This window comes from Flavobacterium sp. N502536 (genome assembly GCF_025947345.1).
Taxonomy (GTDB): Bacteria; Bacteroidota; Bacteroidia; order Flavobacteriales; family Flavobacteriaceae; genus Flavobacterium.
In genome coordinates this window covers 4696282-4720459 of record NZ_CP110011.1, presented here as the reverse complement: position 1 = coordinate 4720459, position 24178 = coordinate 4696282, and the positions used below count along the sequence as shown (strand labels likewise).

Annotated in this window: 24 protein-coding genes; 11 read left to right on the top strand and 13 right to left on the bottom strand. The window is 37.4% G+C overall.

Annotation, left to right across the window (positions count from 1 at the left end):
* Positions 1–107 precede the first annotated feature (107 nt).
* Complete coding sequence (locus tag OLM61_RS19740; RefSeq protein WP_319800554.1) at positions 108–1151, top strand: substrate-binding domain-containing protein; 1044 nt, start codon at positions 108–110, stop codon at positions 1149–1151.
* Between the two features lie 90 nt (positions 1152–1241).
* Here OLM61_RS19740 and OLM61_RS19735 read toward each other — a convergent pair whose 3' ends face one another.
* Together OLM61_RS19735 and OLM61_RS19730 are read right to left on the bottom strand one after the other, a co-directional pair.
* Entirely contained in the window at positions 1242–2411 is a 1170-nt protein-coding gene (locus tag OLM61_RS19735) for a DUF4861 domain-containing protein (protein ID WP_264524302.1), read from the bottom strand.
* A 179-nt stretch (positions 2412–2590) separates the two neighbouring features.
* Positions 2591–2965: a YdeI/OmpD-associated family protein gene (locus OLM61_RS19730; protein ID WP_264524301.1), complete on the bottom strand. Its 375-nt coding sequence runs from the start codon at positions 2963–2965 to the stop codon at positions 2591–2593.
* A 298-nt stretch (positions 2966–3263) separates the two neighbouring features.
* On the opposite strand from OLM61_RS19730, the gene OLM61_RS19725 reads away from it, so the two are divergent.
* Positions 3264–3638: an STAS/SEC14 domain-containing protein gene (locus OLM61_RS19725; RefSeq protein ID WP_264524300.1), complete on the top strand. Its 375-nt coding sequence runs from the start codon at positions 3264–3266 to the stop codon at positions 3636–3638.
* A 148-nt stretch (positions 3639–3786) separates the two neighbouring features.
* On the opposite strand, the gene OLM61_RS19720 is transcribed toward OLM61_RS19725, so the two are convergent.
* Together OLM61_RS19720 and OLM61_RS19715 are read right to left on the bottom strand one after the other, a co-directional pair.
* The gene (locus OLM61_RS19720) at positions 3787–4056 is read right to left on the bottom strand and encodes a PrgI family protein (RefSeq protein WP_264524299.1); all 270 of its coding nucleotides are present in this window, start codon (positions 4054–4056) and stop codon (positions 3787–3789) included.
* A 487-nt stretch (positions 4057–4543) separates the two neighbouring features.
* Positions 4544–5467 carry a DsbA family protein gene (locus OLM61_RS19715; protein WP_264524298.1) on the bottom strand — a complete coding sequence of 308 codons (924 nt, stop codon included), beginning with the start codon at positions 5465–5467 and terminating at the stop codon, positions 4544–4546.
* 166 nt (positions 5468–5633) lie between these two features.
* Here OLM61_RS19715 and OLM61_RS19710 point away from each other — a divergent pair, with 166 nt between their 5' ends.
* The gene (locus OLM61_RS19710) at positions 5634–5951 is read left to right on the top strand and encodes a winged helix-turn-helix transcriptional regulator (RefSeq protein WP_264524297.1); all 318 of its coding nucleotides are present in this window, start codon (positions 5634–5636) and stop codon (positions 5949–5951) included.
* Positions 5952–6006: 55 nt separating this feature from the next.
* Positions 6007–6405, top strand: a complete 399-nt coding sequence (locus tag OLM61_RS19705) for a hypothetical protein (protein WP_264524296.1) — start codon at positions 6007–6009, stop codon at positions 6403–6405.
* A 24-nt stretch (positions 6406–6429) separates the two neighbouring features.
* On the opposite strand, the gene OLM61_RS19700 is transcribed toward OLM61_RS19705, so the two are convergent.
* Positions 6430–6858, bottom strand: a complete 429-nt coding sequence (locus tag OLM61_RS19700; protein WP_264524295.1) for a DUF6326 family protein — start codon at positions 6856–6858, stop codon at positions 6430–6432.
* A 171-nt stretch (positions 6859–7029) separates the two neighbouring features.
* Between OLM61_RS19700 and OLM61_RS19695 the strand changes: the two genes are divergently transcribed.
* The gene (locus OLM61_RS19695) at positions 7030–7503 is read left to right on the top strand and encodes a TlpA family protein disulfide reductase (RefSeq protein WP_264524294.1); all 474 of its coding nucleotides are present in this window, start codon (positions 7030–7032) and stop codon (positions 7501–7503) included.
* A 3-nt stretch (positions 7504–7506) separates the two neighbouring features.
* The gene (locus OLM61_RS19690) at positions 7507–8121 is read left to right on the top strand and encodes a thioredoxin family protein (RefSeq protein ID WP_264524293.1); all 615 of its coding nucleotides are present in this window, start codon (positions 7507–7509) and stop codon (positions 8119–8121) included.
* Between the two features lie 339 nt (positions 8122–8460).
* Here OLM61_RS19690 and OLM61_RS19685 read toward each other — a convergent pair whose 3' ends face one another.
* On the bottom strand, positions 8461–9192 hold the full coding sequence (locus OLM61_RS19685; RefSeq protein ID WP_264524292.1) for an AAA family ATPase: 732 nt from the start codon (positions 9190–9192) through the stop codon (positions 8461–8463).
* Positions 9193–9222: 30 nt separating this feature from the next.
* The gene (locus OLM61_RS19680; RefSeq protein WP_264524291.1) at positions 9223–9954 is read right to left on the bottom strand and encodes a YggS family pyridoxal phosphate-dependent enzyme; all 732 of its coding nucleotides are present in this window, start codon (positions 9952–9954) and stop codon (positions 9223–9225) included.
* Positions 9955–10137: 183 nt separating this feature from the next.
* On the opposite strand from OLM61_RS19680, the gene OLM61_RS19675 reads away from it, so the two are divergent.
* Positions 10138–10371 (top strand): thioredoxin family protein, encoded by a 234-nt coding sequence (locus OLM61_RS19675; RefSeq protein ID WP_264524290.1) that lies wholly within the window; start codon positions 10138–10140, stop codon positions 10369–10371.
* A 58-nt stretch (positions 10372–10429) separates the two neighbouring features.
* Entirely contained in the window at positions 10430–10693 is a 264-nt protein-coding gene (locus OLM61_RS19670) for a DUF2024 family protein (RefSeq protein WP_264524289.1), read from the top strand.
* 86 nt (positions 10694–10779) lie between these two features.
* On the opposite strand, the gene OLM61_RS19665 is transcribed toward OLM61_RS19670, so the two are convergent.
* Genes OLM61_RS19665 through OLM61_RS19655 form a run of 3 tightly spaced genes read right to left on the bottom strand, consistent with a single transcriptional unit; the run spans position 10780 to position 12869 of the window.
* Positions 10780–11073 carry a DUF3861 domain-containing protein gene (locus OLM61_RS19665; RefSeq protein ID WP_264524288.1) on the bottom strand — a complete coding sequence of 98 codons (294 nt, stop codon included), beginning with the start codon at positions 11071–11073 and terminating at the stop codon, positions 10780–10782.
* A gap of 18 nt (positions 11074–11091) precedes the next feature.
* Positions 11092–11823 carry a LytR/AlgR family response regulator transcription factor gene (locus OLM61_RS19660; RefSeq protein WP_264524287.1) on the bottom strand — a complete coding sequence of 244 codons (732 nt, stop codon included), beginning with the start codon at positions 11821–11823 and terminating at the stop codon, positions 11092–11094.
* Entirely contained in the window at positions 11820–12869 is a 1050-nt protein-coding gene (locus tag OLM61_RS19655) for a sensor histidine kinase (RefSeq protein WP_264524286.1), read from the bottom strand. Before OLM61_RS19655 ends, OLM61_RS19660 begins: the two co-directional genes overlap by 4 nt.
* A gap of 267 nt (positions 12870–13136) precedes the next feature.
* On the opposite strand from OLM61_RS19655, the gene OLM61_RS19650 reads away from it, so the two are divergent.
* Genes OLM61_RS19650 through OLM61_RS19640 form a run of 3 tightly spaced genes read left to right on the top strand, consistent with a single transcriptional unit; the run spans position 13137 to position 18902 of the window.
* Entirely contained in the window at positions 13137–14300 is a 1164-nt protein-coding gene (locus OLM61_RS19650) for an efflux RND transporter periplasmic adaptor subunit (protein WP_264524285.1), read from the top strand.
* A gap of 6 nt (positions 14301–14306) precedes the next feature.
* The gene (locus OLM61_RS19645; protein WP_264524284.1) at positions 14307–17477 is read left to right on the top strand and encodes an efflux RND transporter permease subunit; all 3171 of its coding nucleotides are present in this window, start codon (positions 14307–14309) and stop codon (positions 17475–17477) included.
* A gap of 18 nt (positions 17478–17495) precedes the next feature.
* Complete coding sequence (locus tag OLM61_RS19640) at positions 17496–18902, top strand: efflux transporter outer membrane subunit (RefSeq protein WP_264524283.1); 1407 nt, start codon at positions 17496–17498, stop codon at positions 18900–18902.
* A gap of 111 nt (positions 18903–19013) precedes the next feature.
* On the opposite strand, the gene OLM61_RS19635 is transcribed toward OLM61_RS19640, so the two are convergent.
* The 3 genes from OLM61_RS19635 to OLM61_RS19625 form a co-directional block, all read right to left on the bottom strand.
* Positions 19014–20702 (bottom strand): glycoside hydrolase family 28 protein, encoded by a 1689-nt coding sequence (locus OLM61_RS19635; protein ID WP_264524282.1) that lies wholly within the window; start codon positions 20700–20702, stop codon positions 19014–19016.
* Positions 20703–21074: 372 nt separating this feature from the next.
* Complete coding sequence (locus OLM61_RS19630; RefSeq protein WP_264524281.1) at positions 21075–22406, bottom strand: hypothetical protein; 1332 nt, start codon at positions 22404–22406, stop codon at positions 21075–21077.
* A 25-nt stretch (positions 22407–22431) separates the two neighbouring features.
* Positions 22432–24168 carry a TonB-dependent receptor gene (locus OLM61_RS19625; RefSeq protein ID WP_264524280.1) on the bottom strand — a complete coding sequence of 579 codons (1737 nt, stop codon included), beginning with the start codon at positions 24166–24168 and terminating at the stop codon, positions 22432–22434.
* Between the last annotated feature and the right edge of the window lie 10 nt (positions 24169–24178).

Below are 24178 nucleotides of genomic sequence, written 5' to 3'. Positions count from 1 at the left end.
GCGCACACGGTGTTTTACAAATGTATATAAAAAGTTAAGTAAAACAACTCGTTTTTGATAAAAAAAATAATAATTTAAAGTGATTCGTAAAATCATTTAACTTAAAAATCAGCAATATCATAACTATAAAAAAAATCGCGGAACTGGCTAACGTTTCCCCCGGAACTGTTGACAGAATTATCCATAATCGTGGGCAGGTAGCTCAGGAAAATGTAGATAAAGTAAATGCTATTATCGAGGAGTATGGCTACAAACGAAACATTCTGGCCAGTAATCTGGCGTTGAATAAAAAGTTTCATTTTGCAGTATTTTTACCTCAGTATGAAAATTTAGAATACTGGAAAAGCCAGATTGAAGGTATCGAAAAGGCAGCAATAGAGTTTGGTAAATTCGGCATTGTGCTGGATTATTTCTTTTATGATTTTAATACAGCCTCTTTCAAAGAGGCTGTCAAAAAAGTACTTGATTTTGAATGCGACGGATTATTGTTTGCGCCTATTTTCTATGAAGAGTCTGTTCAGTTCCTGAAAGAATATAAAAGAACCAATATTCCCTTGGTGATGATTGACTCTAATATTGATTCGGATACCGCTCATGCTTATATTGGGCAGCATGCTTTTCAGAGTGGTTATCTAGCAGGAAGACTGATTAGTTTTGCGGTAAAAAATGAAAGACAGGTTTTGGTCTTTAAGATTACCAGAGAGATTGAAAGTACCTCGGTTTATTTGCAGCGTATTGCCGGATTTCATTCGTTTTTTAAAGATCAGGAGCATCTTAAGAATTTTAAATTTTCAGAAGTAACCATTAAAGATTCCGGAATCGATCAATTGAATTTGGAAATGTTTGCAGGTGTTAACAGTGTTTTTGTACCAAATTCAAGAGCCTATATCGTTGCCCGATTTTTAGAAGAGAACCATATAAAAGGCATCCGTATTATTGGTTATGATTTACTGAAAGAAAATATCGAATACCTGAACAAAGGGGTAATTGATTTTTTAATCAATCAAAGACCGGAAGAGCAGGGTTATATGGGGATTCACTATTTGTATAAAAAATTAGTTTTGCAGGAAACGGTAGAAGATATGCATTATATTCCGCTGGATGTTATTTTAAAAGAAAACTATTTTCCGGCAAATAGGAGAGGTTTTTAAAATCGGTTCTGTAGATTTTTTAATTAATAAACCCGACAGGTTTTTGAAACCTGTCGGGTTTGAAAAAAAGGTTAAAGGCTTAACCAAAAATTACTTTTTGATCTTTACCAAAAGAGGGTTATTTATTTTTTTAGCGAACGAAGTTAAATAAGCTTCCCAGTCTTTTTTAGTCTGAAAGGGGCTTCCTTTTTTCCATCCAAAACCTGTGTAGTAAATCGTTTTGTTGTTTTTTACTTGGATATTTCCGTAAAGATTACTCAGATCTTTTTTATCGGTAACATAGTGGTCAAAACTTAATAAAGTATTTTTTGGTGCCACAATTCCGGTTCCGATTTCAGAATCGTCAATGGGCTCCCAATAGCTTATCCAGCCTTCTTTAATATTGGTTCCTATTGTTCCTTTTTTGTCGTGTAGCGTTAGTCCTGCTGCCACAGATTTTGTTCCTGTAATACTAATTTCAAAGCGGGAAAGATAACTTCCGTAATCCAGACTAATGAGTTTCGATTCGGTAATTTTGTTGCCTTTTGCATCCCAATTGGCATAAGTCAGTGTAAAACTGGTTCTGATGGGGCCGGTAGTAATGGTTTTCCAGCGGATGAAGTTTTTAGAAAAATAGTATTTGTCATCAACTTTAACTGCAATTCCGCCTACACCACGGCTGTCACCTACGTGAAAATTGTCTAAACCTTCGCCAGTATCTTTGTGATACGTTCCGGTTCCGTTAGTTGCTTTTTCGTACCATTTGTTAATAATGGGGTAGTCAACCCTTTTGAGCCAGGCATCGATTCCGCTGGTCAGCGTTCCACCGGGAATTTGGTCTTCCACCATTTTTTGGGCGACCGGACCATACGTTCTGAAAGCGACTTTGTTATTTTCCCAGGCATAATCATCTGTTCGTTCCGGAACAAATCTCGAGTAACAATTGACTGTTGTTTCTTTTGGAGGATTCTCCGATACTAAAATTTCAAAATCTTTATGAGAGGAAGCCTTTATTTCGGGCTGAAACAACAAAAGATCCATTGTCCCGTCACCGTCGTTGTCGACCGCCTGAGTGGTTAAGAGTGTATTGCTGCCGATCTCTTTAATAATGTAATTTTCGAGTTTGGTTCCGGTAGGGAAACCGAGGATTTTTGGGGTCAGTTCGATTGTTTCAAATTCACGGTCCAGGGGCAGAGGGTTGGTAACCGTGATGATTTTATTTTGGGCATGGGCGGCAAAACTACTGGCCAGAATCGCAGTGAATACAAGGTGTTTTTTCAAAATTCAATTTTTTAATGTTCTGAAATGGCATTGTTTTTTGTGAATTATAAATTTACAAATGAAATTGAATTTAAAAATACGGATTAGGAGTAATAATGTACAAGGTATTGTTGTACAGTTGTTTATTAGGTTTTAAGACCTAATTTTGTTAATCATAATTTAATGGAGTATTTATCTTTTTAAACCGATTCCCACTTCCCATTTTGCTTGGCGAGATCAATGCAAAGCTGACCGTATTGGGTCATTAAACCTTCTGCGATCATTCTTTCTGCCCGGTCTTTATTGGGCTGACTCCATTTGCTTTTTTTAGGATTTCTCGGTGTAAATGTCAAATAATAACTCTCGGGATCCCTTTTTTTGCACAAACTGTCAATCCAGCCAAAACACAAAGCTTCTTCAGTAGCTTCGATCAGATTTACACTTTCCGTTTTACTTTTTTTGTGGTATAAAATCAACCAGACTGATTTTTCGATCTGACTGTTTTCCTGCAGCCAATCACGCCATTCTTTTCGGGTTTTGGCATAGACTGCTATTCTTCCGTCTTTTGTTTCCATAAGTTTAGCATTGAAAATGATTATAAATTTAATGAATTTTAATTGCAAAGTGCAAAGTTTTGCGGATGCTAAATATTAAGGATATGAGCCATGAAGGTTTTGGGGTTTAAATTGTAATTCGATTTGTAAACCTTTGTATCTTTGTTGTTTAGGATGTTTTCGTCTTTTGGAAACGATATAAAAGCAAGGAAAGAAGATACCATTTGAAGTGTAAGCTATACGTATTTTTGGAAAGATCTCTTATTCAGATGTGGGAAAGATAATAAGTCAGGATTAATAACTATTCAAATAAAATATTATGATACATCAAATTGATACAACAGACAATATAGTTGCTTTTCGGGCCTTGGCGGAGCTCACAACAGAAGATTTTTTAAATGTAGTGATTCCAGCCGTGGAGCAATTAGTAAAACAAACCAACGAAATTAATTTTTTGCTGGTACTGGATACGGATAGCGAAATTTTTTCATCGGGTACATGGCTGGAAAATGCTTTACTAGGCTTAAAACCTCTTGGAAAGTGGAATAGAGCCGCCATCATTTCAGATTCGGAAGTGGTTATTTCCTTTGCTAATGGATTTAGTGCTATCGTTCCGGGCGAATTTCAGGGTTTTAAAAGAGAATCCTTCAATAAAGCACTAAACTGGGTGGAAGGGAATATTAATTTGCATTAGAATTTCTAAGGAAAAAAAAAGCCTCAAATTCATGAAGAATGGTCTGAGGGTGCAGTACCATATTCATAAATTTGAGGCTAAACTATTTTTGATCAATTTTGAAATAAGTCCGCTCGTTTTCAGGATTGAAACCTGAAACAAAAAAGACCTAATGATTGTATTCGATACCGCTGCTTACGTTGCGGTCTCTTTTAGCTTTTGTAGTTTTTGATATTTGTTTGTAACAAGCTGTTGCTAATAAGGGTACGGCAAGGCTTCCCACAACGGCAGCGGTTTTATTCTGTCCTGCTTTTTTTAAAAGGGCACCAGCTATAAGTGTTCCTACACCTGCGAAAATCAAATTTTTTACAGAAAGCTTAGAGGCTGGTTTTGGGGTAATTCCGTGTAATAGAGGATCTATAAAATTTAATTTTTCCATGATTATACTAATTTATTTAATTAAACTTGTTTATTATTTATTCAGATAGATTTCACTATCCGTTTTGTTTTTATTTCAATTGCCGTCAAAAAAGACTCCTGCAAATACTTGTTCAAAAAACAAGCGAAAATCCTGCCAGATTATAAGCGTGACCATCATTTAGCAAAATTTTATAATTATACAAGAACCATAAGGAAATTGTGACATAATGGCTAAAATAGTGCGCTCAAGTCTATTTTATATGACAATAACCAATGTTTTAAAATTACTGCAATTCTGTTTACTACAATTATATAGTTTTGTTTTTTTATTATACAATTTCATTCCAGTTGTTAATTTACAAAAATAACCGTTAAGTTTAATTTCTTAACGGTTATGGGATATATTTGGCAAAATTTTTAGAGTTTTTCACGATTTAGGTCGGAAAAGAAAAGCCTGTGAGATCTGTCTTAAGTGTTTATTCCGATCATCGTCCTCATCCGGATTATTAGTTTTTATTGGGACTGTAGAGAACACCGTTTTTGATAGATTTCTTATTCAATGCTCCTTTTTCAAATAAATTTTCTAAGATTTCTTTTGCTTCGGAAAGCGAAATGTCTAATAGAACGGCATATTCCTTTGGAGCAAGAGTTGGATAAATTTCAAAAAGAGATAATGGATTTTCACTTGCAATTTTTTTCTTTTTGGCTTCAGGATACAAGGCTAACAGCGCATTTTCATAAGAAGCATAAGGTTTAGAGCCGTAAACCGTTAACTGGTTGTTCGTTCCGTCAGAGAAAAACAGGGTAGGAAAGCCTCTTACGCCAAGGGTTCTTGCATAATTCAGGTCTTCCTGAAAAAGAATTTGGGCATCCCCTTCATAGTCTGATTTTAACTTTTTTGTATCGAGTCCGACAAGACTGGCAGCTTCAGAAATGTTTTCCCATTTCGCGATGTTTTTCTTTTCGAGATACAACTGTTCTCTTAAAATTCGCATGAACTTTACAGCTTTGTCTTTGTCCTGAATTTGTGCAGCTTTCATTGCAATACAGGAGGGATAAGAAGAATCAAGCGGATCTTCAATCCATACATTTCCGTCGATCGGCATTTCGTAATGTATACTTGCGGCATCCCAGTGATGGGCCACATCTGCAGGTTTATTTATTCCACCGCTATTGTAGGACCAATCCGGAAGTAAGCCGCCCATTCTGTAATCAATATCAATATAGGCACCGTATTCGAGTTTTAATTTTCTCAATTGAGGCTCAATTCCCCAGCAGGAAGAACAGATCGGATCTGTGTAATAAATAATTTTTACAGGTTTATTCTCTGTTGGAATGGTGCTATTTTCATATGTTTTTTCATTAGCGGGCATTTCGCAGGTTCCGGTTTCGGGATCACATAATAGGGGATTTGTTTTGCTTGTACTCATTTTTGAATTTATTTGCGATTGACAGTTTGTACTGCAAATCAGAATTAGTAATAGCGACAGCCTTTTCATAAATAACTGTTTTAAATTTACGCTTCAATTTTAAATTTTTATAATTTTACTGTAAAGTTCGTCCATCTATAATCACAAGTCAATTAGTCTAAAAAATATGACTACACAAAATAAAGCAGAAACAGAGACCGAATGTCCTGCACAGGGGCTTCTAAAACTACTCTCCGGCAAATGGAAACCACAGATTTTTTTACTGGCGGTTAGCGGTCCTTTACGTTTCAACGGACTTTTAAGGGATATAAAAGGAGCCAACAAACAATCTATCGCGACAGCACTTCGTGAACTGGAGGATTTTGGAATTTTAGATAAAAAGGTGATCCAGTTAAAACCATTGCATATCGAATATAATCTATCGGAGAAAGGGGCGTCTTTAATTCCGGTTTTTAAACAACTGGAGTTTTTTTCTCAGGGATAAGTAAGGGGTTCGGGGTGATTTTGACAGCAAAGTAAACGACTAAAACCTATACATTATGAAAAAGTTAGTACTAATTTTTTTGTTGTTATTGCAAATCCCTGTAATCTCCGGGAGTAACCCAAGTCAGGATTCTTCGGCTAAAAGAATTGTAGGAACCTGGTTTGCCGATGCAAACAGAAATACAAGATGGGTATTTACCGCAGACGGAAAAGTGTTTAACTACGACAAAAATACCTTCAAAGTGATGTACCGCTATACGATTTCAAACAGCTGTCAGAATAACTCAGATGATAGTGCTGAATTTTTGACCTTAATGGATAAGGACGGTGATGAGTTTTGTTTTAGATTGAATGGCGTAAATGAAAATAAAAATGGCATATTATCGATGACGAATATGAGTAATATGGAAGCGCTTTTGTTTGTGAACGATATAAACATAACAACAGCAAAGTAGTACTGCTAAGAAAATTTTTTGCGATTAGTTTTTTCTGGGCCACTTCCACGCCAGAACTACAATTATTGTCGTAATGACACTTTCGAACAGCGCCAGAAAAACATAAAAACTTTTCCATACTGTTAGCGAGCCAATCGCAATGAGCAGCATGATTAGAGTAAAAAATATCCCAAACAAAATATGGAGCAATCTGTTTATTTTTGGCTTTAAAAAAATAGAGAACAGTACCATTAGAGGAGGCAGAGCGAGTAGAATAGCTGCAGAAAGTAGTTTCATTGGACTGTTTAATAGATTGTCACCACTTACAAGTCCGGCTGTTTTTCCGGGCAGGTACAATTCAAAATAATCACCATACAAATAACACAACGTTACCGCCGCCCAAAGAAAGGCAAGTTTTATTCTGATATTGACTTCGAAATCTTTTAAATCACTGGTATTCTGATTGGTATCCATAGGATTTTGTTTTTTTGGTATGACGAAATTTTCAGTATTTTGTTACAATTTACAGCTTTGTAAATTTGACCAAAATAAAATTTTGCTGTAATCATTAAACTTTTATTAACAAAAAGTAAATTCTCATTGGTTTATATTTGTAAGGCAAAAATGTAAACAGCACTAATGAATATGAAAACCAACTTCTTAAGAATTCTTGTTTTATTTGCTTTCTCCGTAAGTGGTTACAGTCAAAACGTAAAGCTGTTAAATATAGATCAGCTAAACGAAAGAATTAAGAATGGAAAAGACAGTACTTATGTCGTTAATTTCTGGGCTACCTGGTGTGCACCCTGCATTAAAGAACTACCTCATTTTGAGAAGTTAAAGGCCGATTATAAGTCAGATAAATTAGCTGTTTTACTGGTAAGTGTCGATTTTAAATCGAAATTAAAGTCGGCTGTAGTTCCGTTTGTCAAAAGGAAAGGCCTGAAAAATGAAGTTTTTCTATTAAATGAGAGCAGCCCGCAGGAGTATATTGACCGCATTGATCCGAACTGGTCGGGAAGTATTCCGGCAACATTATTCATTAAAGAGGATAAAAGAAAATTTATAGAATCTGAGTTTACCTATGACCAATTATTAACTGAATATAAAAAACTGTAAATTATGAATAAGTTTATTATCACTGTAACTTTGTTTTTGTTTAGTCTTTTGCTTTCTCAGGCTCAGACGACAACGCTTAAAGCCGGGGAGACTGCTCCGGATTTCAAATTAAAGAATGTAGACGGAAAAGAAGTTTCTTTTGCCAGTTTTCCAAAAGCCAAAGGATACATCGTTGTTTTTACCTGTAATACGTGCCCTTATGCAGTGGCGTATGAGCAAAGAATAATTGAATTGGATAAAAAATTCAAAGCACAGGGTTATCCCGTAATTGCAATTAACCCGAATGATCCGGAAGCTTCTAAAGCGGATACTTTTGAGAAAATGCAGGAGCTTGCGAAGGATAAAAAATACCCATTTCCTTATTTGTTTGATGACGGACAGAAAATTACCGACCAGTACGGTGCAAAGCGCACGCCACATCTTTTCATTGTTTCTAAAACCGCCAAAGGAAATGTGGTAGAGTATGTTGGAGCAATCGATAATGATCCGGAAGGAACGAAAACAGAAAAAACAAAATATGCCGAAGATGTAATTGCAGCATTAAAAAGCAATCAAAAGCCGGCAATCACGCAAACCAAAGAAATTGGTTGTACGGTAAAAAGAAAAGTGAAAGCTTAATTTTTAAGCAACTATCGTAAAAGAGAAGGGGCTGTCCGAAAAGTATGAACTTCCTCTTATTATGTTATTGTTTAAAATCTCTACTTTAGTTCGACGCGGATAAAACAGATTTACTTCGTAAAAACGCGAATAAAAACAGATTTTTTCCTCATTTAAAAGTTTTTTTAATTTTTAGAATCCGTTTTTATCAGTGTCTTCGCGATAGCGAATCTGTCAAATCAGCGTTGAATTAAGACGTATAATTTTTGCCGACCAAATAAACTACTTTTGGATTATAATTCAATTTAAATTATTTATAAAAACAAGGCTGTCCTTACTTTTCGGACAGCCTCTTTTTTATCAGAGTGTTTTAATAAGTTCTTGTTGCTCCTGAAGCTCCAGTTCGGCAATGATTTGTTTTTTCATGGTAGTGTGAACATAGTCTTTGGCTTCGGCATAGGATATGTTGTATTTCAGTGGAATTTCCTGAAGATGAACCGGAAAATCAGCCAATACTTTATCATAATAGCGGTCCAGTTCTTTTTCATTTGGCATCTCAAATTGTAGTTTGATTTGAAATCTTCTAAGCAAAGCCGTGTCAATACTGCTGTAATAATTGGTAGCACAAAGGAGTAAACAGTCTGAAGGGAAATAATCAATCAGTTGAATAATAGTATTAACGAGGCGTTTCATTTCGGCAACATCTTTGTCCTGATTGTCCCGGCTTTTGCCAATCTGATCAAATTCATCCAAAAATAAAACCGCTTTTTCGCGAATGGCTTTATCAAACAGGGCCTTTACATTTTTGGAAGTTTCGCCAATTTTGGCATCGATTATCGTACTAAGGTTCACAATAACAATGTTCTTGTTTAAAGCATTTGCTATGGCTTTTGCAGTCGTCGTTTTCCCACAGCCCGAATGCCCGTGAAGTAGTATTTTATGATCTACTTTCAGCTTGTACTTTTTTAACTCCTCAATATATTTATGTTCCTTTATCGTCTGAAGCAGTGCAGCTTTATTCTCTGCGCTGAAAAGTAAATCATCCAGTGCTATCTTTTCAGTATCGTTTACAACAAGTTCGTACAGATTCATTTGAGATTTTGTTTGGTGCAAAATTAGACTTTATTCTGCAATATTTTCGTTCCAGATTTCTTTTCCTAAAAAGCGATTCCCGAAAATGGCAGTTCCAACCCGTATTAAATTGGAACCTTCGGCAATAGCCAGTTCCAAATCCTGTGACATTCCCATTGAAAGTTGTAAATTAGGGATCCCTTCCGGTTCAGCGGCATAAATTTCATCTCTGATTTTTCGGAGTAAACGCAAAGACGGACGCATTTTTTCCTTTTCCACATCTAACAATCCGATCGTCATGAGTCCTTTGATTTTTAGCGTTTCGTAGCGTTTTATTTTTTGAATAAATGAAAGCACTTCCGTTGGAGGCAAGCCAAATTTACTTTCTTCAAACGAGGTGTTTACCTGTATAAAAACATCCAGTGTTCGCCCTTCTTTTTGCAATTGTTTGTCTAATTCATTGGCTAAACTCAATCGGTCAAGAGACTGAATGCAAGTGACGTACTTAAGAACGTCTTTTACTTTATTGGTCTGAAGATGACCAATAAAATGACGTTCTACTTTCAAATCTTTTAATATCGGATTTTTATCGCGCAATTCCTGCATCTTATTTTCGCCAATGAGCGTTTCGCCTGCTTCGATTGCAATTTGAATGTTATTGGCTGTAACGGTTTTAGTAGCCAGTAACAGCCTGACATCCGACACATTTCTGCCGGAATTTTTACAGGCATTTTCAATACGCTGATGTACCTGTTTCAAGTTAAATAGGACTTCTTCTTTCATGAGGACAAAAGTAATCGCAAGGAAGGTGATTGAAAAGATCCAGTTTTGAGTATAAGTAATAGTCCAGTTTCGGGTTAAACTGGACCAGATTATCGCTATAAATGAAAAAACTGGATTATTTAGCAGGCCTGGAATCGCACTAATTTTGTACAGACAATAAAGTCAAATTAAAAACAAATTAAAATGAGTAAATCAATTTTTTATCATGCCGGTTGTCCGGTTTGTATTAGTGCAGAACAGGATCTTTTAAGTTTAATTAACCCTTCGGAGGTTGAAGTTGTCGATCTGGGGGTTGATAAATTGAGAATTCCGGAAGCTCAAAAAGCGGGATTGCAATCGGTTCCGGCTTTGGTAACACCCAATGGAAATGTGCTTCATATTAATTTTGGAGCTTCTATAGCAGACGTAATTGGGTAGGTTTATTGTGAAATGTTTGCTGTAAAATGTGAAATGTGATCTGTAAAATGTAAAAAGTATGAAGATAGCGGTGTGGGATACTTATGTGACCCGAAAAGACGGAACAGTAATGCATTTTGATATACTAGTTGACGAAGCTACCGTTGATGAGCGCCAGATTTTTGAATATGGCAAAAGGTATCTTAAAACAGTAGCGCAGGAAGGTCAGCCGCTGACTTCGAAGGAATGTAAATTTTGTCATATTGATAAAGCTCCTGCTGCTGTTGAAAGTCAGATTCTTAAGGATGGGTTCTCGATTATCGAAATGGAGAATTGCAATTAACGGATTCTTTAGTTTTGTATAAAAAAGGCTGAAACCATAACGTTTCAGCCTTTTTTATAGCTCTATGTGTTAAAATGAATTTAAGATTATAAGCTTTTTAGTTTCTTCATAAAAACCGGAAATACTTCATTGAGTTCTTCAAAGAGCGGATTGTTGCGGTGCTTCAGTTTGATCTCGCTGAATAGTTTTAAACCAAGTGCAAATTGCGTGGCTTCATATGGGTTTTCAAATATGTTTTTTTCTTTTATTTTTTCGATGATGCCAAATATTTCATCGTGATTGTCAAATTCTATTCCCAGTTCTTTTGCAGGTGCTGTTTCGCCGTTTGCGTACTCTTTTAAGCTTAAAGTCAGATAATATTTGTTGGATCTTTTTTGCATGATATTATTTTTTTTAATTTACTTCAACCATTTGTCTACGATGGTTTTAAAGGTTTCTTTGTATTGTTCGCCAACCGTTATTTCATTTTTATTGATAAATATTGAATTCTTGCTTATTGCATTTATTTTATCCAGCGCAACAATAAAAGAACGATTGATTCGCATAAATTTTAAGGCAGGTAATTTTTCTTCGAGTGCTTTTAAGGAAATCAAAGACATTAATCCTTTTTGAGAATCTTCAAGATGTACTTTTACATAATCTTTCAGACTTTCGATATAGAGGATGTCTTTTAATGAAATTCGAACCCACTGGTATTCCACTTTCAGGAAAATAAATTCATCGTCGGCTGTAACCGACTGAAATTGATTGGATGCTTCTTCTGACAATTGTAAAACTTTGTTAGTGGCCCTTAAAAACTCTTCATAACTAAAGGGCTTCAGAAGATAATCGACAGCATTTACACGGTAACCTTCAATAGCATAATGATTGTAAGCTGTCGTGAAAATAATTTTGGGTAAGGGCCCCGGCTGTTCCTGTAAAAGGCGGGCGAGTTCCATACCGGTTAAATTCGGCATATTGATATCCAGAAAAACAATGTCCGGCTGCTGTTCCCGTATTTTGCTCATGGCTTCTACGGCATTATCACAGCTGCAGGCCAGTTGTAAAAAAGGAGTTTGTTCTATAAAGGTCTCCACCAGTTTTAAAGCTAGCGGTTCGTCATCTACTGCGATACATTTTAATACAATCATTGTTCTAACGTTATTTGCAGGTTTACTTTATATTTTCCGTTTTGATCGACACCGGCGGTCAAAGTATGTTTGTTGGGATAGATCAGATGCAAGCGGCGTTTGGTATTGGTTAAGCCAATTCCTCCCGGTTCTGTTGTGGCTGTTTTTTCGAAAAAAGTATTTTCGACTTCAAATTCAAGATGGGTTTCTTTTTGCCTCAGTACAAAATGAATTTCACTTTTGTCGGTAGCATGTACGCCGTGTTTAAAGGCATTTTCGACCAAAGGCAATAACAGCATCGGAACAATCGGGTAATCGTGAATTTTTTCCGGAATATCCGCTGTAACGGTTAATTTACTGTTGGCACGGAGTTTCATCAAAGCAATGAAATCTTTCATGAACTCGACTTCTTTTAATAAGGTCGTTCTTTCGCCTTCGGTACTGTAAAGCAGATAGCGCATCATTCGGCTCAAAGTGTGTAATGCACTGCGGGAATCTTCAATATTGGTATAGGTAAGCGAGTAAATACTGTTAAGTGAATTGAAGAAAAAGTGCGGATTGATTTGCGCTTTCAGCATTGCCAGCTCGGCCATTGTTTTGTCCTGTTCCAGTTTTTGTTTGTGCTGTGCCGCTCTTTGCCAGTGTTGCAACATGGCATAACTGGTACTGATTCCTAAAACTAGTAAGGTTAAGCTAAAAATATAGTTGTCGAAATAATCATTCCTGTATTTTTTAAATCCAATAAGTGCAGCCAGTTTATTATGTAAATCGGTATTTAAATTATAGAAATAAGACAGTAACTGCATGGCAAAAATGATCCAGAGAATCCACAATAAAAACGGGCCTATTTTGTCTTTAATGATTGTTTTCGGAACAATGATTTTGGCATTGTAGTAAAAAATCACAATCATAAAAACTAAGACAACAGTTTGCCACAACCAAAAAATGTAAGGAAGTACGATATTCCAGGTAAGGGGTATATAAAAGAGTTGAATGTAACCTAATAGTATCCAGGCCAGGATGTGTAATCCGGTAGACATAAAGGGTTTAAAAAAGTGGGTTGCCATTATAAGTTTTGATTTTAAGGACAATATTACATTTTATTTGAACAGTTTATAAAACCAATCGCCCAAAACAGATTCACAATCCGTAAAAACCATTTTAGAGCCGACGAGACTATTACAAAAATACTTATTTATGAGGGAACATCTTCCATCGGCTCTCATCTAATCTTTATCGATTGCAGCAGGCTTTTCGTCTATTGTAAAATTTTTGCATGTACTATTTCAGTTCTTTTGTTCCTTAATAAATAGATAATCATACATTCGATAAAAATGAACAAGCAATCTTTTTTAAGTATTCTAGCAGCATCTATTATCATCACTTCGTGTGGAAACAAAAATGATAAAACCGCTCAGGCCGGAGGTGCACCACAAGTTAAAGAATATAAAACGCTGACTTTAGAACCTAAATCGGCGACTTTATATACAGATTATCCTGCCAGCATTCAGGGACAGCAAAATATAGAAATTCGCCCTCGCGTTGAAGGGTACATTGATAAGATTTTTGTTGATGAAGGTGCTGTGGTTCGGGCCGGACAGCCTTTGTTTAAAATTAGTGCTCCCGAGTACGAGCAGGAAGTTCGCACAGCGGCTGCAAGTATTAAAAGCGCGCAGGCAAATTTAAGCGCAGCAAAACTAGCGGTCAATAAAGTAAAGCCTTTGGTTGAAAAAGGAATCATCAGCAAGTACGATTTAGAATCGGCACAATACACCTATGAATCGGCTTTGGCAACACTGGCGCAGGCGAATGCCAGTCTGGTAAATGCGAAAACCAATTTAGGGTACACCACAGTAACCAGTCCAGTTGATGGCGTTGTGGGTTCCATTCCGTTTCGTCTGGGAAGTTTAGTGAGTTCCAATACAGCAGATCCTTTGACCACTGTTTCAAGTATCGGAAACGTGTATGCGTATTTTGCGGTGAATGAAAAAAAGCTTTTAAATTTTACACAAAACACAGATCCGGGAATTTCACTGGCAGCTAAAATCAAAAAAATGCCTGCGGTTTCATTACTTCTTTCTGACGGTACCGCTTATGGCGATAAAGGACATATCGAAACGGTAAACGGATTAATCAATACGGAAACGGGTTCGGTTACTTTCAGAGCACGTTTTCCCAATCCGAAAAGCATCATCAGAAGCGGGAACAGTACTACTGTCAGAATCCCGAATGAAGTTAACGAAGCGATAATCGTTCCTCAGAGTGCTACTTTCGAACTTCAGGATAAATTGTTTGCTGTAGTGGTTGGAAAAGACGGGAAAACAAAAAATGCAAATATTACAGTTTTAGAAAATACCGCAGGAAATTATTATGTCGTAAAAAGCGGTTTGCAAACCGGAGATCAGATTGTTCTGGAAGGAGTGGCAGCACTTAAAGACGGAACAACGATTAAAGCTCAGAACCAAAATGCAGAAACTGTTTACGCGGACTTAAAATAAAAACAAATGTTTAAAATATTCATACAACGACCAGTACTTTCTACGGTAATATCGGTTATTATCGTAATCCTGGGTATACTGGGACTGGCAGCACTTCCTATTGCGCAGTATCCGGACATTGCACCGCCAACCGTAAATGTGGCGGCAAGTTATACCGGAGCCAATGCAGATGTGGTACTAAAAAGTATCGTAATTCCGCTTGAAGAACAAATTAACGGTGTAGAAAACATGACTTACATGACCTCTACAGCGACTAACGACGGTAATGCCTCTATTAAAATTTTCTTTAAAGTAGGTACAGACCCTGATTTAGCTGCGGTAAACGTACAAAACAGGGTTTCCAGAGCTACAAGTTTATTGCCTGTTGAGGTAACTCAGGCAGGGGTAACCGTAACCAAAAGCCAAAGCAGTAACTTATTGATCTTCTCTTTATACAGTGATGATAAAGCTTATGATCAAACGTTTCTCCAAAATTATGCCAAGATCAACCTGGTACCACAAATTCAGCGTGTAGTAGGGGTAGGAGATGTTACTGTTTTTGGTTCAAGAGATTATTCGATGCGTATCTGGCTGAAACCGGATGTGATGCAGCAGTACAAATTGATTCCGAGTGATATTTCGGCAGCTTTGGCAGAACAAAACATTGAGGCCGCACCCGGTAAATTTGGAGAAAACGGAAATCAGGCTTTTCAATATGTAATCAAATACAAAGGCCGTTTAACAAGTGCAAAAGAATTTGAAGATATCGTCATCAAATCGGCTGGGAACGGGCAATTGCTGCGATTAAGAGATGTGGCAAAAGTAGAATTGGGTTCGCTAAGTTATTCTTCTACTAGTACAACAAACGGACGTCCGTCTGTAGGGGTTGCGATTAGCCAGACGCCCGGTTCGAATGCGCGTGACGTAATTAACAATTCTAAAAAGCTTATTGATGAAGCCGTAAAAACTTTCCCTAAAGGCGTAAAATATACGGTTCTGATCAATGTTAATGAGAATCTGGATGCCTCAATCGAAAAAGTAATCCATACTTTGGTAGAAGCCTTTATTTTAGTTTTCATCGTAGTATTTATTTTCCTTCAGGATTTCCGATCGACTTTAATTCCGGCGATTGCCGTTCCGGTTGCGATTGTGGGAACATTTTTCTTCCTGAATTTATTCGGGTTTACCATTAACCTGCTGACGCTATTTGCAATGGTTCTGGCCATTGGTATTGTGGTCGATGATGCGATTGTAGTCGTCGAGGCGGTACATGCCAAACTCGACAATGGGTATAAATCTTCTAAGAAAGCAACGATTCACGCCATGAACGAGATTTCGGGAGCGATTATTTCGATCACACTGGTAATGGCGGCGGTATTTATTCCGGTAACCTTTATTACGGGTTCGACCGGGGTTTTCTACAAGCAGTTTGGTATTACACTGGCGGTTGCGATTATACTGTCGGCAGTAAATGCGCTTACTTTGAGTCCGGCTTTATGTGCTTTGCTTTTAAAACCACATGCTGACGATCACAAACATCAAAGTTTTATTCAGCGTTTTTACACCTCATTCAACGTTGCGTTTGACAATGTAACCGAAAAATACAAACGTTCCGTTCAGTTCCTTTCCATCAAAAAATGGATTGTACTAGCCTCTATACTTATTGCTGCGGGAGCCTTGTTTTATATGATGAAAACAACGCCGTCAGCCTTCGTTCCGGCAGAAGATCAGGGAGTAGTTTTTGCAAACATCAGCTTACCGCCTTCAGCCTCTATGGAACGTTCGGATGTAGTGGCGAAAAAAGTAGACAGTATAGCGCACACCATTCCGGGAGTTGAAAACACGCTTCGTATCGTTGGTCAGAACTTTACAGCAGGTGCGGGTAGTGCCTACAGTATGGTAATTGTGAGGCTGAAAAGCTGGGAAGACCGCAAACTGAGCGTCGATGATGTAATTGGACAGCTGTTTGCAAAAACGAGTGGAATTCGCGAAGCCAATATCTTCTTTATTTCACCGCCAACCATTCAGGGATTCGGACAAAGTGGAGGATTTGAATTCCAGTTACAGGACAAAGGAGGACACAGTACAGCTGAATTTTATAAAGTAAACAATGAATTTCTGGCCAAGCTTTCTGCACGTCCGGAAATACAATATGCAACGACGCCTTTTAATCCGGGATTCCCTCAATATATGATGGACATTAATCTGGCAAAAGCAAAAGATGCAGGAGTTTCTGTCAATACCATTTTGTCAACCATGCAGGGGTATTATGGTGGATTGTATGCTTCCAATTTCAATAAATTCGGGAAACAATATCGTGTAATGATTCAGGCTTCTCCGGAGTTCAGAACCAATACCGAAGGATTGAACAAAATATTTGTCCGCAACAGCGCAGGAACCATGGCACCCATTACTGAATTTGTAAAAATGACCAGAGTATTTGGACCAGAATCGATTTCAAGATTTAACTTGTTTACGTCTATCTCGATCACGGGAGCACCAAAACCGGGTTATAGTTCCGGAGATGCCATTAAAGCCATTCAGGAAGTGGCTGCCGAAAGTTTGCCTGCGGGTTATGGTTATGAATTTTCAGGTTTAACACGTGAAGAATTAGCTTCAGGAAGCGAGACCGTCTTTATTTTTATATTATGTCTGGTGTTTGTTTACTTTTTGTTAAGTGCACAGTACGAGAGCTATATCTTGCCTTTTGCCGTATTGTTTTCGATTCCGTTTGGATTGGCAGGAGCTTATTTGTTCTCGATTATTTTCAAACTGAACAGTAACATTTATTTACAGATTTCGCTGATTATGTTAATTGGACTTTTAGCGAAGAACGGTATTCTGATAGTGGAGTTTGCCCTCGAGAGACGCCGAAAAGGATTGCCGATTGTTCAGTCTGCCATTGAAGGAGCGGTAGCACGTTTACGTCCGATTTTAATGACCTCTTTCGCCTTTATTTTAGGACTTGTTCCTTTAATGTTTGCTTCGGGAGCCGGTGCAGTTGGAAACAAATCCATTGGAACAGGAGCCGTAGGAGGGATGTTAATCGGAACCATTTTGGGAGTATTTGTTATTCCGGTATTGTTTATCATTTTCCAGAGTTTACAGGAGCGTGTGAGTGGTCCGCCAAAAGAAAATTATGACGATGAAGGTGACGATGACGAGGAAGTACAGTTGGCAGAAACTCATAAAGAGTAATAATTTAATTCAAAAAAAATGACTCATAGTTCAAATAAATATATTCTTGTGGTACTGGCAGCCGCGCTGCTGAGTGCGTGCTCGATTACTAAGAAATACGAACGTCCATCGACCATTTCGACGGATAAGTTGTATCGGGATCAGGCTGCTGCCGATTCGACCACTATGGCGAGTATGCCTTGGCAAACCGTTTTTAAAGATGAAAAGCTGAATGCTTTAATTCAGAAGGGATTGGATCAGAACCTCAATTTAAAGAATGCGATCGAAAATATAGTACAGTCCAGAGCCTCTTTGCAACAGGCAAAACTTGCCTATTATCCGACGCTGAATATTGATGCCAATGTAACGCATAACAAACAATCAAAGGCCGGATTAAACTTTCCGCCGGGAATTAACATCAATACTTTGACAACAACTTCTAAATTAGGTTTGAGTACCTCTTGGGAAGCCGATATTTGGGGGAAATTAAGCAGTTCAAAAAGAGCGGCTTTGGCAACCTATCTTTCTACTGATGCGGCAAAACAGGCCATTCAGACACAATTGGTTGCCGATATTGCTAACAACTATTTTTTATTGCTGGCCTATGACAAGCAATTAGAAATAACCAAAGCAACCTTAGAAAGTCGTATTAAAAATGTGGAAACGATTAAAGCTTTAAAAGAAGGTGCCATCGTAACCGGGGCTGCAGTAGTACAGAGTGAAGCCAATCAGCATGCAGCTGAAGTTTTAATTCCGGATTTAAAAAGAAGTATTCGCGAAACCGAGAATGCACTTAATATTTTGTTGGGACAAGGCCCAGGAGCAATCGAAAGAGGTACATTGGGAAATCAGACGGTTCCCGAAAATCTGGCCGTGGGTTTACCTGCACAATTGCTGGAGAACCGTCCTGATGTTCGTCAGGCCGAGTTTGATTTCAGAACAGCGTTCGAAACAACCAATATGGCTAAGACGTATTTTTATCCAAGTTTGACTCTTACCGCAAGTGGCGGATTCTCGAACCTGCAATTGACAGATTTCTTTACTAATTCTGTTTTTTACTCTTTGATAGGAGGGTTGACACAGCCTATTTTCAATCAGGGACTGAATAAAGCAAGACTTACAACAGCACAATCCAAACAAGTGCAGGCACTGAATAACTTTCAGCAAAGTCTTTTAAAAGCAGGACAGGAAGTCTCGAACGCTTTATATGCTTATGAAATGGCAGTTGAAAAAGAAGATTCAAGAGAAAAACAAATTAAAGCCCTGGAAAAATCAGTTGATTTTACACAACAGCTTCTAGAATATAGCTCGGCTACCAATTATACCGATGTACTAACTTCCGAGCAAAACCTCTTGGCCGCCCAATTAAGCGGAATCACTGATAACCTGCAAAAATTGCAAGCAGTGGTCGATTTGTATCGCGCTTTAGGTGGCGGATGGAAATAGTCTTCGCGGCTCCTATTATTTTAAATTTTGAAACGAAAAGCGCCTCAGTTGATGAGGCGCTTTTTTTTATGATGACTGGATTTTTCTAAACTATTTTTTTTGGTTACAATCTTAAAACTTTACAGCACCTTTAGAAACTTTTTCTCCCAGAGTAGTTCTTTTAGATAAATCTAATTTTTGAGAGGAAACCAATTCGATATTCTGGCACGCTTCTCCGTTTACAGAAATTGCTTTTGTCGAGGCCGAATTAAATTCAACATTTTTTAAAGACATATTTTGGGTATTGTAGATTTCAAGTACGGTACTATTTTCGATGTCTAATGTTGCATTGTTGATTTTGATTCCGTTGGCATCAATGATTGTAAAGCCCTTTTCTGCTTTGGCGATCAAATTAGAGATTTCGATGTTTTGGAGGTTCATCTCGGGTAAACCTTGAAGAAATACCGCCTGTGACGCACCTCTAATCGTGATATTTTTGATCGAAATGTTTTTAAACTGTGGTGTTTCTTCGTTTACGGGGACAGCTTTTGTAGTTAAGGTGTTTCCTCCTTCAGCCAAAGTTTCAGCAATTGATTTTCCTCCATAGTACAAATCAAATGAGATGGCCTGTGACGGAATATCGGTCATGAAAATATCCGAGATGTAAATGTTTTCAACAATTCCTCCTCGTCCGCGAGTGCTTTTAAAGCGTAGCCCGACATCGGTTCCCATAAAAGTACAATTAGAGACATGCAAATTTTTTACACCACCCGACATTTCACTTCCTACCGTTACACCGCCGTGTCCGTGATAAACGATGTTGTTTTTAACGATAATATTTTCACAGGCAACAGCACGATCACGACCGTCTTTGTCTTTCCCGGATTTGATGCAGATTGCGTCGTCGCCCACATCAAAACTTGAATTTTCGATGATTACATTTTTGCAGGATTCCACATCAAGACCGTCGCCATTTTGAGAAAACCACGGATTGCGAACAGTTATATTTCTAACAATTAAATCTTCAACCATAAATGGATGCAGGTTCCAGGCAGGAGAGTTTTGAAATACAGGACCATCAAACATTACTCTTTTACTATTTTGAATGCTTACCAAAACCGGACGTAGAAAATCGTGAATGGCTTCAAATTCTTCCTTGGTTTTTAGATCGTGACGCACATTTTGATTCGCACCTTTAGCCCCTTTTAGATATTGCTCAGAAGGATACCAACTGTCCTTCTTCTCGTTTAAAACACCACCGGAAGCTACAAATTTCTTCCATTGTTCGTCTGTGAGTTTGTTTTTTTTAACCTGTCTCCAGGCTTCTCCCGAGCCATCCCAGACCCCTTTTCCGGTAAATGCTACATTGACAAGGTTCTTACCATAAATAGGAGAGAGGCAGCGCCAAGTGTTAAGGCCTTCAAAGCTGGTTTCGATAATTGGATATAAACTTTTATCAGTAGAGAATTTAATCAGGGCCCCGGCTTCGGCATGAAGTTCAAGATTACTTTTTAAAATAATTGGACCTGTAAGCCAGATTCCCGGAGGGATAATTACTTTTCCGCCTCCTTTTTTGGATACTGCATCTATGGCATCGGAAAAAGCTTTAGTATTTAAAACATATCCGCCATTGACCGCACCAAAATCTTTCAGATTTACGGTATTTTGAGGGATTAGCGGCTCGCTGACTTTTACCATTTTAAACTCTATGTTTTTATAGGTGTCATAGGGCTTGTTACCCTGAGCAAAACTCTCCGGAAAGAAACAGAGGATCACAAGTATCAGAGCAATACGCAAAAGTTGGTTTGGGTTAGTATTCATGGGTATGAATTTGGTTTGAAATTTAATTATAAATTAGGATCTATTGTTACAAAATCACCTTATTCGTTAGTGCTTTTTTCGAAAACTTTAAAAAGTAATTTCAATAAATGGTAAAATTTAAATGTAATCGATTACACAAATCTATGAAAAATATTTTATAAAAAGTAGTTACCGAATCGTTTACGGAAAATAAAAGTTAAAAGTGATGAATTGGATTGCTGTAGTTTGCTTTTATATTTCCAAATAAGGAATAAAAATTAGTCCTAAAAACAAACATTCCGTTCCAGAAATCTGAAACGGAATGTTTTAATTAAAAAAAAACTCAAGTAATAACAATTGTTATGAGTGCTTTTACTGCTTTTGCAGCTTTTTTTAGAATACTCCAATATAATGGTTTCCTGGTTTGTTAACCAGTTTTGCTCCTTTGGTTACGGCTCCTGTTGGAATATCGATAACATAAATGTTTCCGTCTTTTCCAACTGGTGTAACAGCAAGGTAAAGTTCGTTACCGTCAACAACAAAACCTTGGTATTGCCCAAAATCTATAGCAGTATCGTAAGCAATACCTTCAACTTTTTTAGCCGTTTTGGCATTCAAATCTACTCTGGCAACAAATCCCTGTTTACCGGTTGCAGTTTGCGTGTAAAGTACATATGCAATTCCGTTTCCTGCATATCTCCACGCATCAATATAAGATCCTTTTATGCCTAATGCAGCATCAAGACTGATAACAAATGAGTCATCATATTGATTATTTTGGTTGATTCTTACAATAAATGAACCTTTGTTTGTATCTCTTTGAGTTGCCTGATAGATGTTACCATCAGTTCCTAAGAAACTATTGAAGCTACGGAAACCGCTTGTATCTCCAAAACCAACTTTAGAAGTAATGACTTGTGGATTCGCTAATGATGGATAATCGACTACAACAGATTTAGCACCTAAACGGTCATATGTTGTTTCGATTTGTCCTGTAGTTGGATTCGTTTTACGCAACCATGTTCCGATAATTACTTTATTTCCTGCTTTGTTGATCGTAGGAGCATCTAAACGGAAAATATGGTGTCCCTGAGCTTCTTCCTGAGGGCTTAATGGAAGTTCATACTGATCGTATTTTGAAATACGAATGCCTTTAAGGTCTAAAGCAAGGACAGTAGCAGTACCTCTTGTATGCATGTAAGTTTTGTCCGGATTTGTTTTAATTACGGGAGTAGTTACATTTACAGCTACACCGGTTTTATCTCCGTCAAAAAGTTTGTTCCATCTTGGAGATGTTCCGGCATATTGAGAAATGTTTACAGTTGTACCTGATTGTGTGAAGTTTTTAGCTCCATTTACGGTATAGGTCATAAACTCTCCTCCGTTAGCTCCTGTGTAGGTAATGTTGAAAAGAGTTTTTCCGTCTACAGAGGATTGTAAACGAGCCGTTCTGTTCGATTGTACCGGCATTCCGTCTGCGTAAACATTAATTGAATAGTTTGGATCTTTGGCGTTTTTTTTCGTAACGGCATAAACCATAGTTCCTCCGTTTCCGTCACCCGGGTTTTCCTGCATTAATGCTCCTGAAACGGTGATCCAACGATCAGTTGTTTCCGGATTTATCGGATCTGCAGCTTTCTCATCATTGCTGCTGCAGCTTGTAGTCAATGACAATCCGCCTAAAACTAAACCAAATGCAAATAGTTTGAACATATTTTTTCTCATATTCATTGTTTTAAAAAATTAGATATTAAAAGTTATTTAGGGTATAATTCAGTTTCAGATAAAAGGCACGTCCGGGTTTTTGAACAGCATAATTATCGAAAACTTGTTTGTCAAATATGTTTTTGGCGTCAAGACTTAATACAAATTGTTTATTTGGAAAAACATAACTCAAGCCTAAATCCTGTGCAAATTGTGCCGGTGTTCTGTAGTCTGGCAGGTCATTCCAAATTGTTGGAAAAGGATCTACATAACCAAAGTTGTAGTACAAATTCAGCTGTGAATTTTTTTGGATCAGTTCTTTAAAGTTGTATTGAATATTTCCATTTACCGTAAAGAAAGGTTCATTTGGGATTTGTCTGTTGTAAATATCTAGTTCCTTCCCATTATCATCGTATTTCTTTTTGTACAAAGAGTTAAATTTTGACATGTTCATCGATACAAACAATCGGTCTTTAAAACTATAATTAAACGATGCTTCATAGCCAATGGATTGCGCACGTCCCAGATTGTCAAATGGTAAAACTTGTATAGCATCATTTACCCTGTCATTGGAGACACGAACTATTCGATCTTTAGTATTTCTTGAAAAACCTGTTGCCGCAACCGAAATTTTGTGTGTGTTTATGGCGTAAGGGCCAAACTGTAATCCAACATTGAAATTGTTACTTTGTTCTGGTTTTAGATTTGGATTTGCCAGTACATTTTCACTAGGTCTTCCAAACATTTCATTTGCAGTTGCTAATCTGACGGCTTTTTCTGCCGATGCCGTAATCATTAATTCAGGAGTAACAAAGTAGGAAGCGGCCAGTCCGTATCCAAATAATGGAGTTGAACTTTTAGTAATCCTTTCCACTACCGTAGTTTGTCCGTTTTGTGTGACCAATTCCGGTTTTCTGTGATTTACTTTTTGTTCATAAAATTTACCGAAGATATTGGTTCTCAGACGTGATTCAAAAGCCTGCATTTCATAGGCTAGGGAAGTAACTGTTTTTTGCAAATCAAATGTTGCTTCAAAATCTCTTTGAAATTCAGGTTTGATTAAATCGTCCTCATTTCTATCCAGTGTATAGAATAAATTACTGAATATAAATCTGTTTTTTTCATTTAGATTATAAGTAAATACGCTTCGGGAGCTAAGTATATTCTCTGAGATGGTATTGATTGTTGGTGCGCCTTGTTGTGCTCCTGTGTATGATAAAAGGGGTTTGCCAGTCCTTAAATCAATTACTTTTTCACCAAACCAGTTGTAAGTCCATTTGACAGTATCGTTTACCACTTCATGTTTATTACTAAAAACAGTATTGGTTGAAAAATCAAGTTTTTTAAATAGAAAATCTTTTTTGGAGTAATTCAGACTTATTACGCTAGCATCAGCTTCGGAAAAACGCCCCTTATAAGGTTTTGTCATGTATTGACCATGCTGAATCTGATTGTGATCTTCAGAGACATTCAGACCGATTAAGAAGTTGTCTGCCCATTTAACATTGGTAAAACCGGCCTCAAATCTTCCTCCATAAGATCGGTATCGGTTCTCAAAACGTTTAACTCTTACAGGTTCACGAGTTCCGTCCGGTGCTATGTTGTAAATAAATCTTCCCCATACTTCATAATCGTTGTCAGAATAATTATAAAAGCCCGATCCTTTTACCGTAAAACCTGATTTTGCACGATAGGTAGTGCTAAAGTTAGATTGAATGGTATTAAAAGAACCATAAGAAAGGGAAGCATTCAGCGTGTTTTTAGCTCCTTTTTTTAGAATCACATTTATAGCT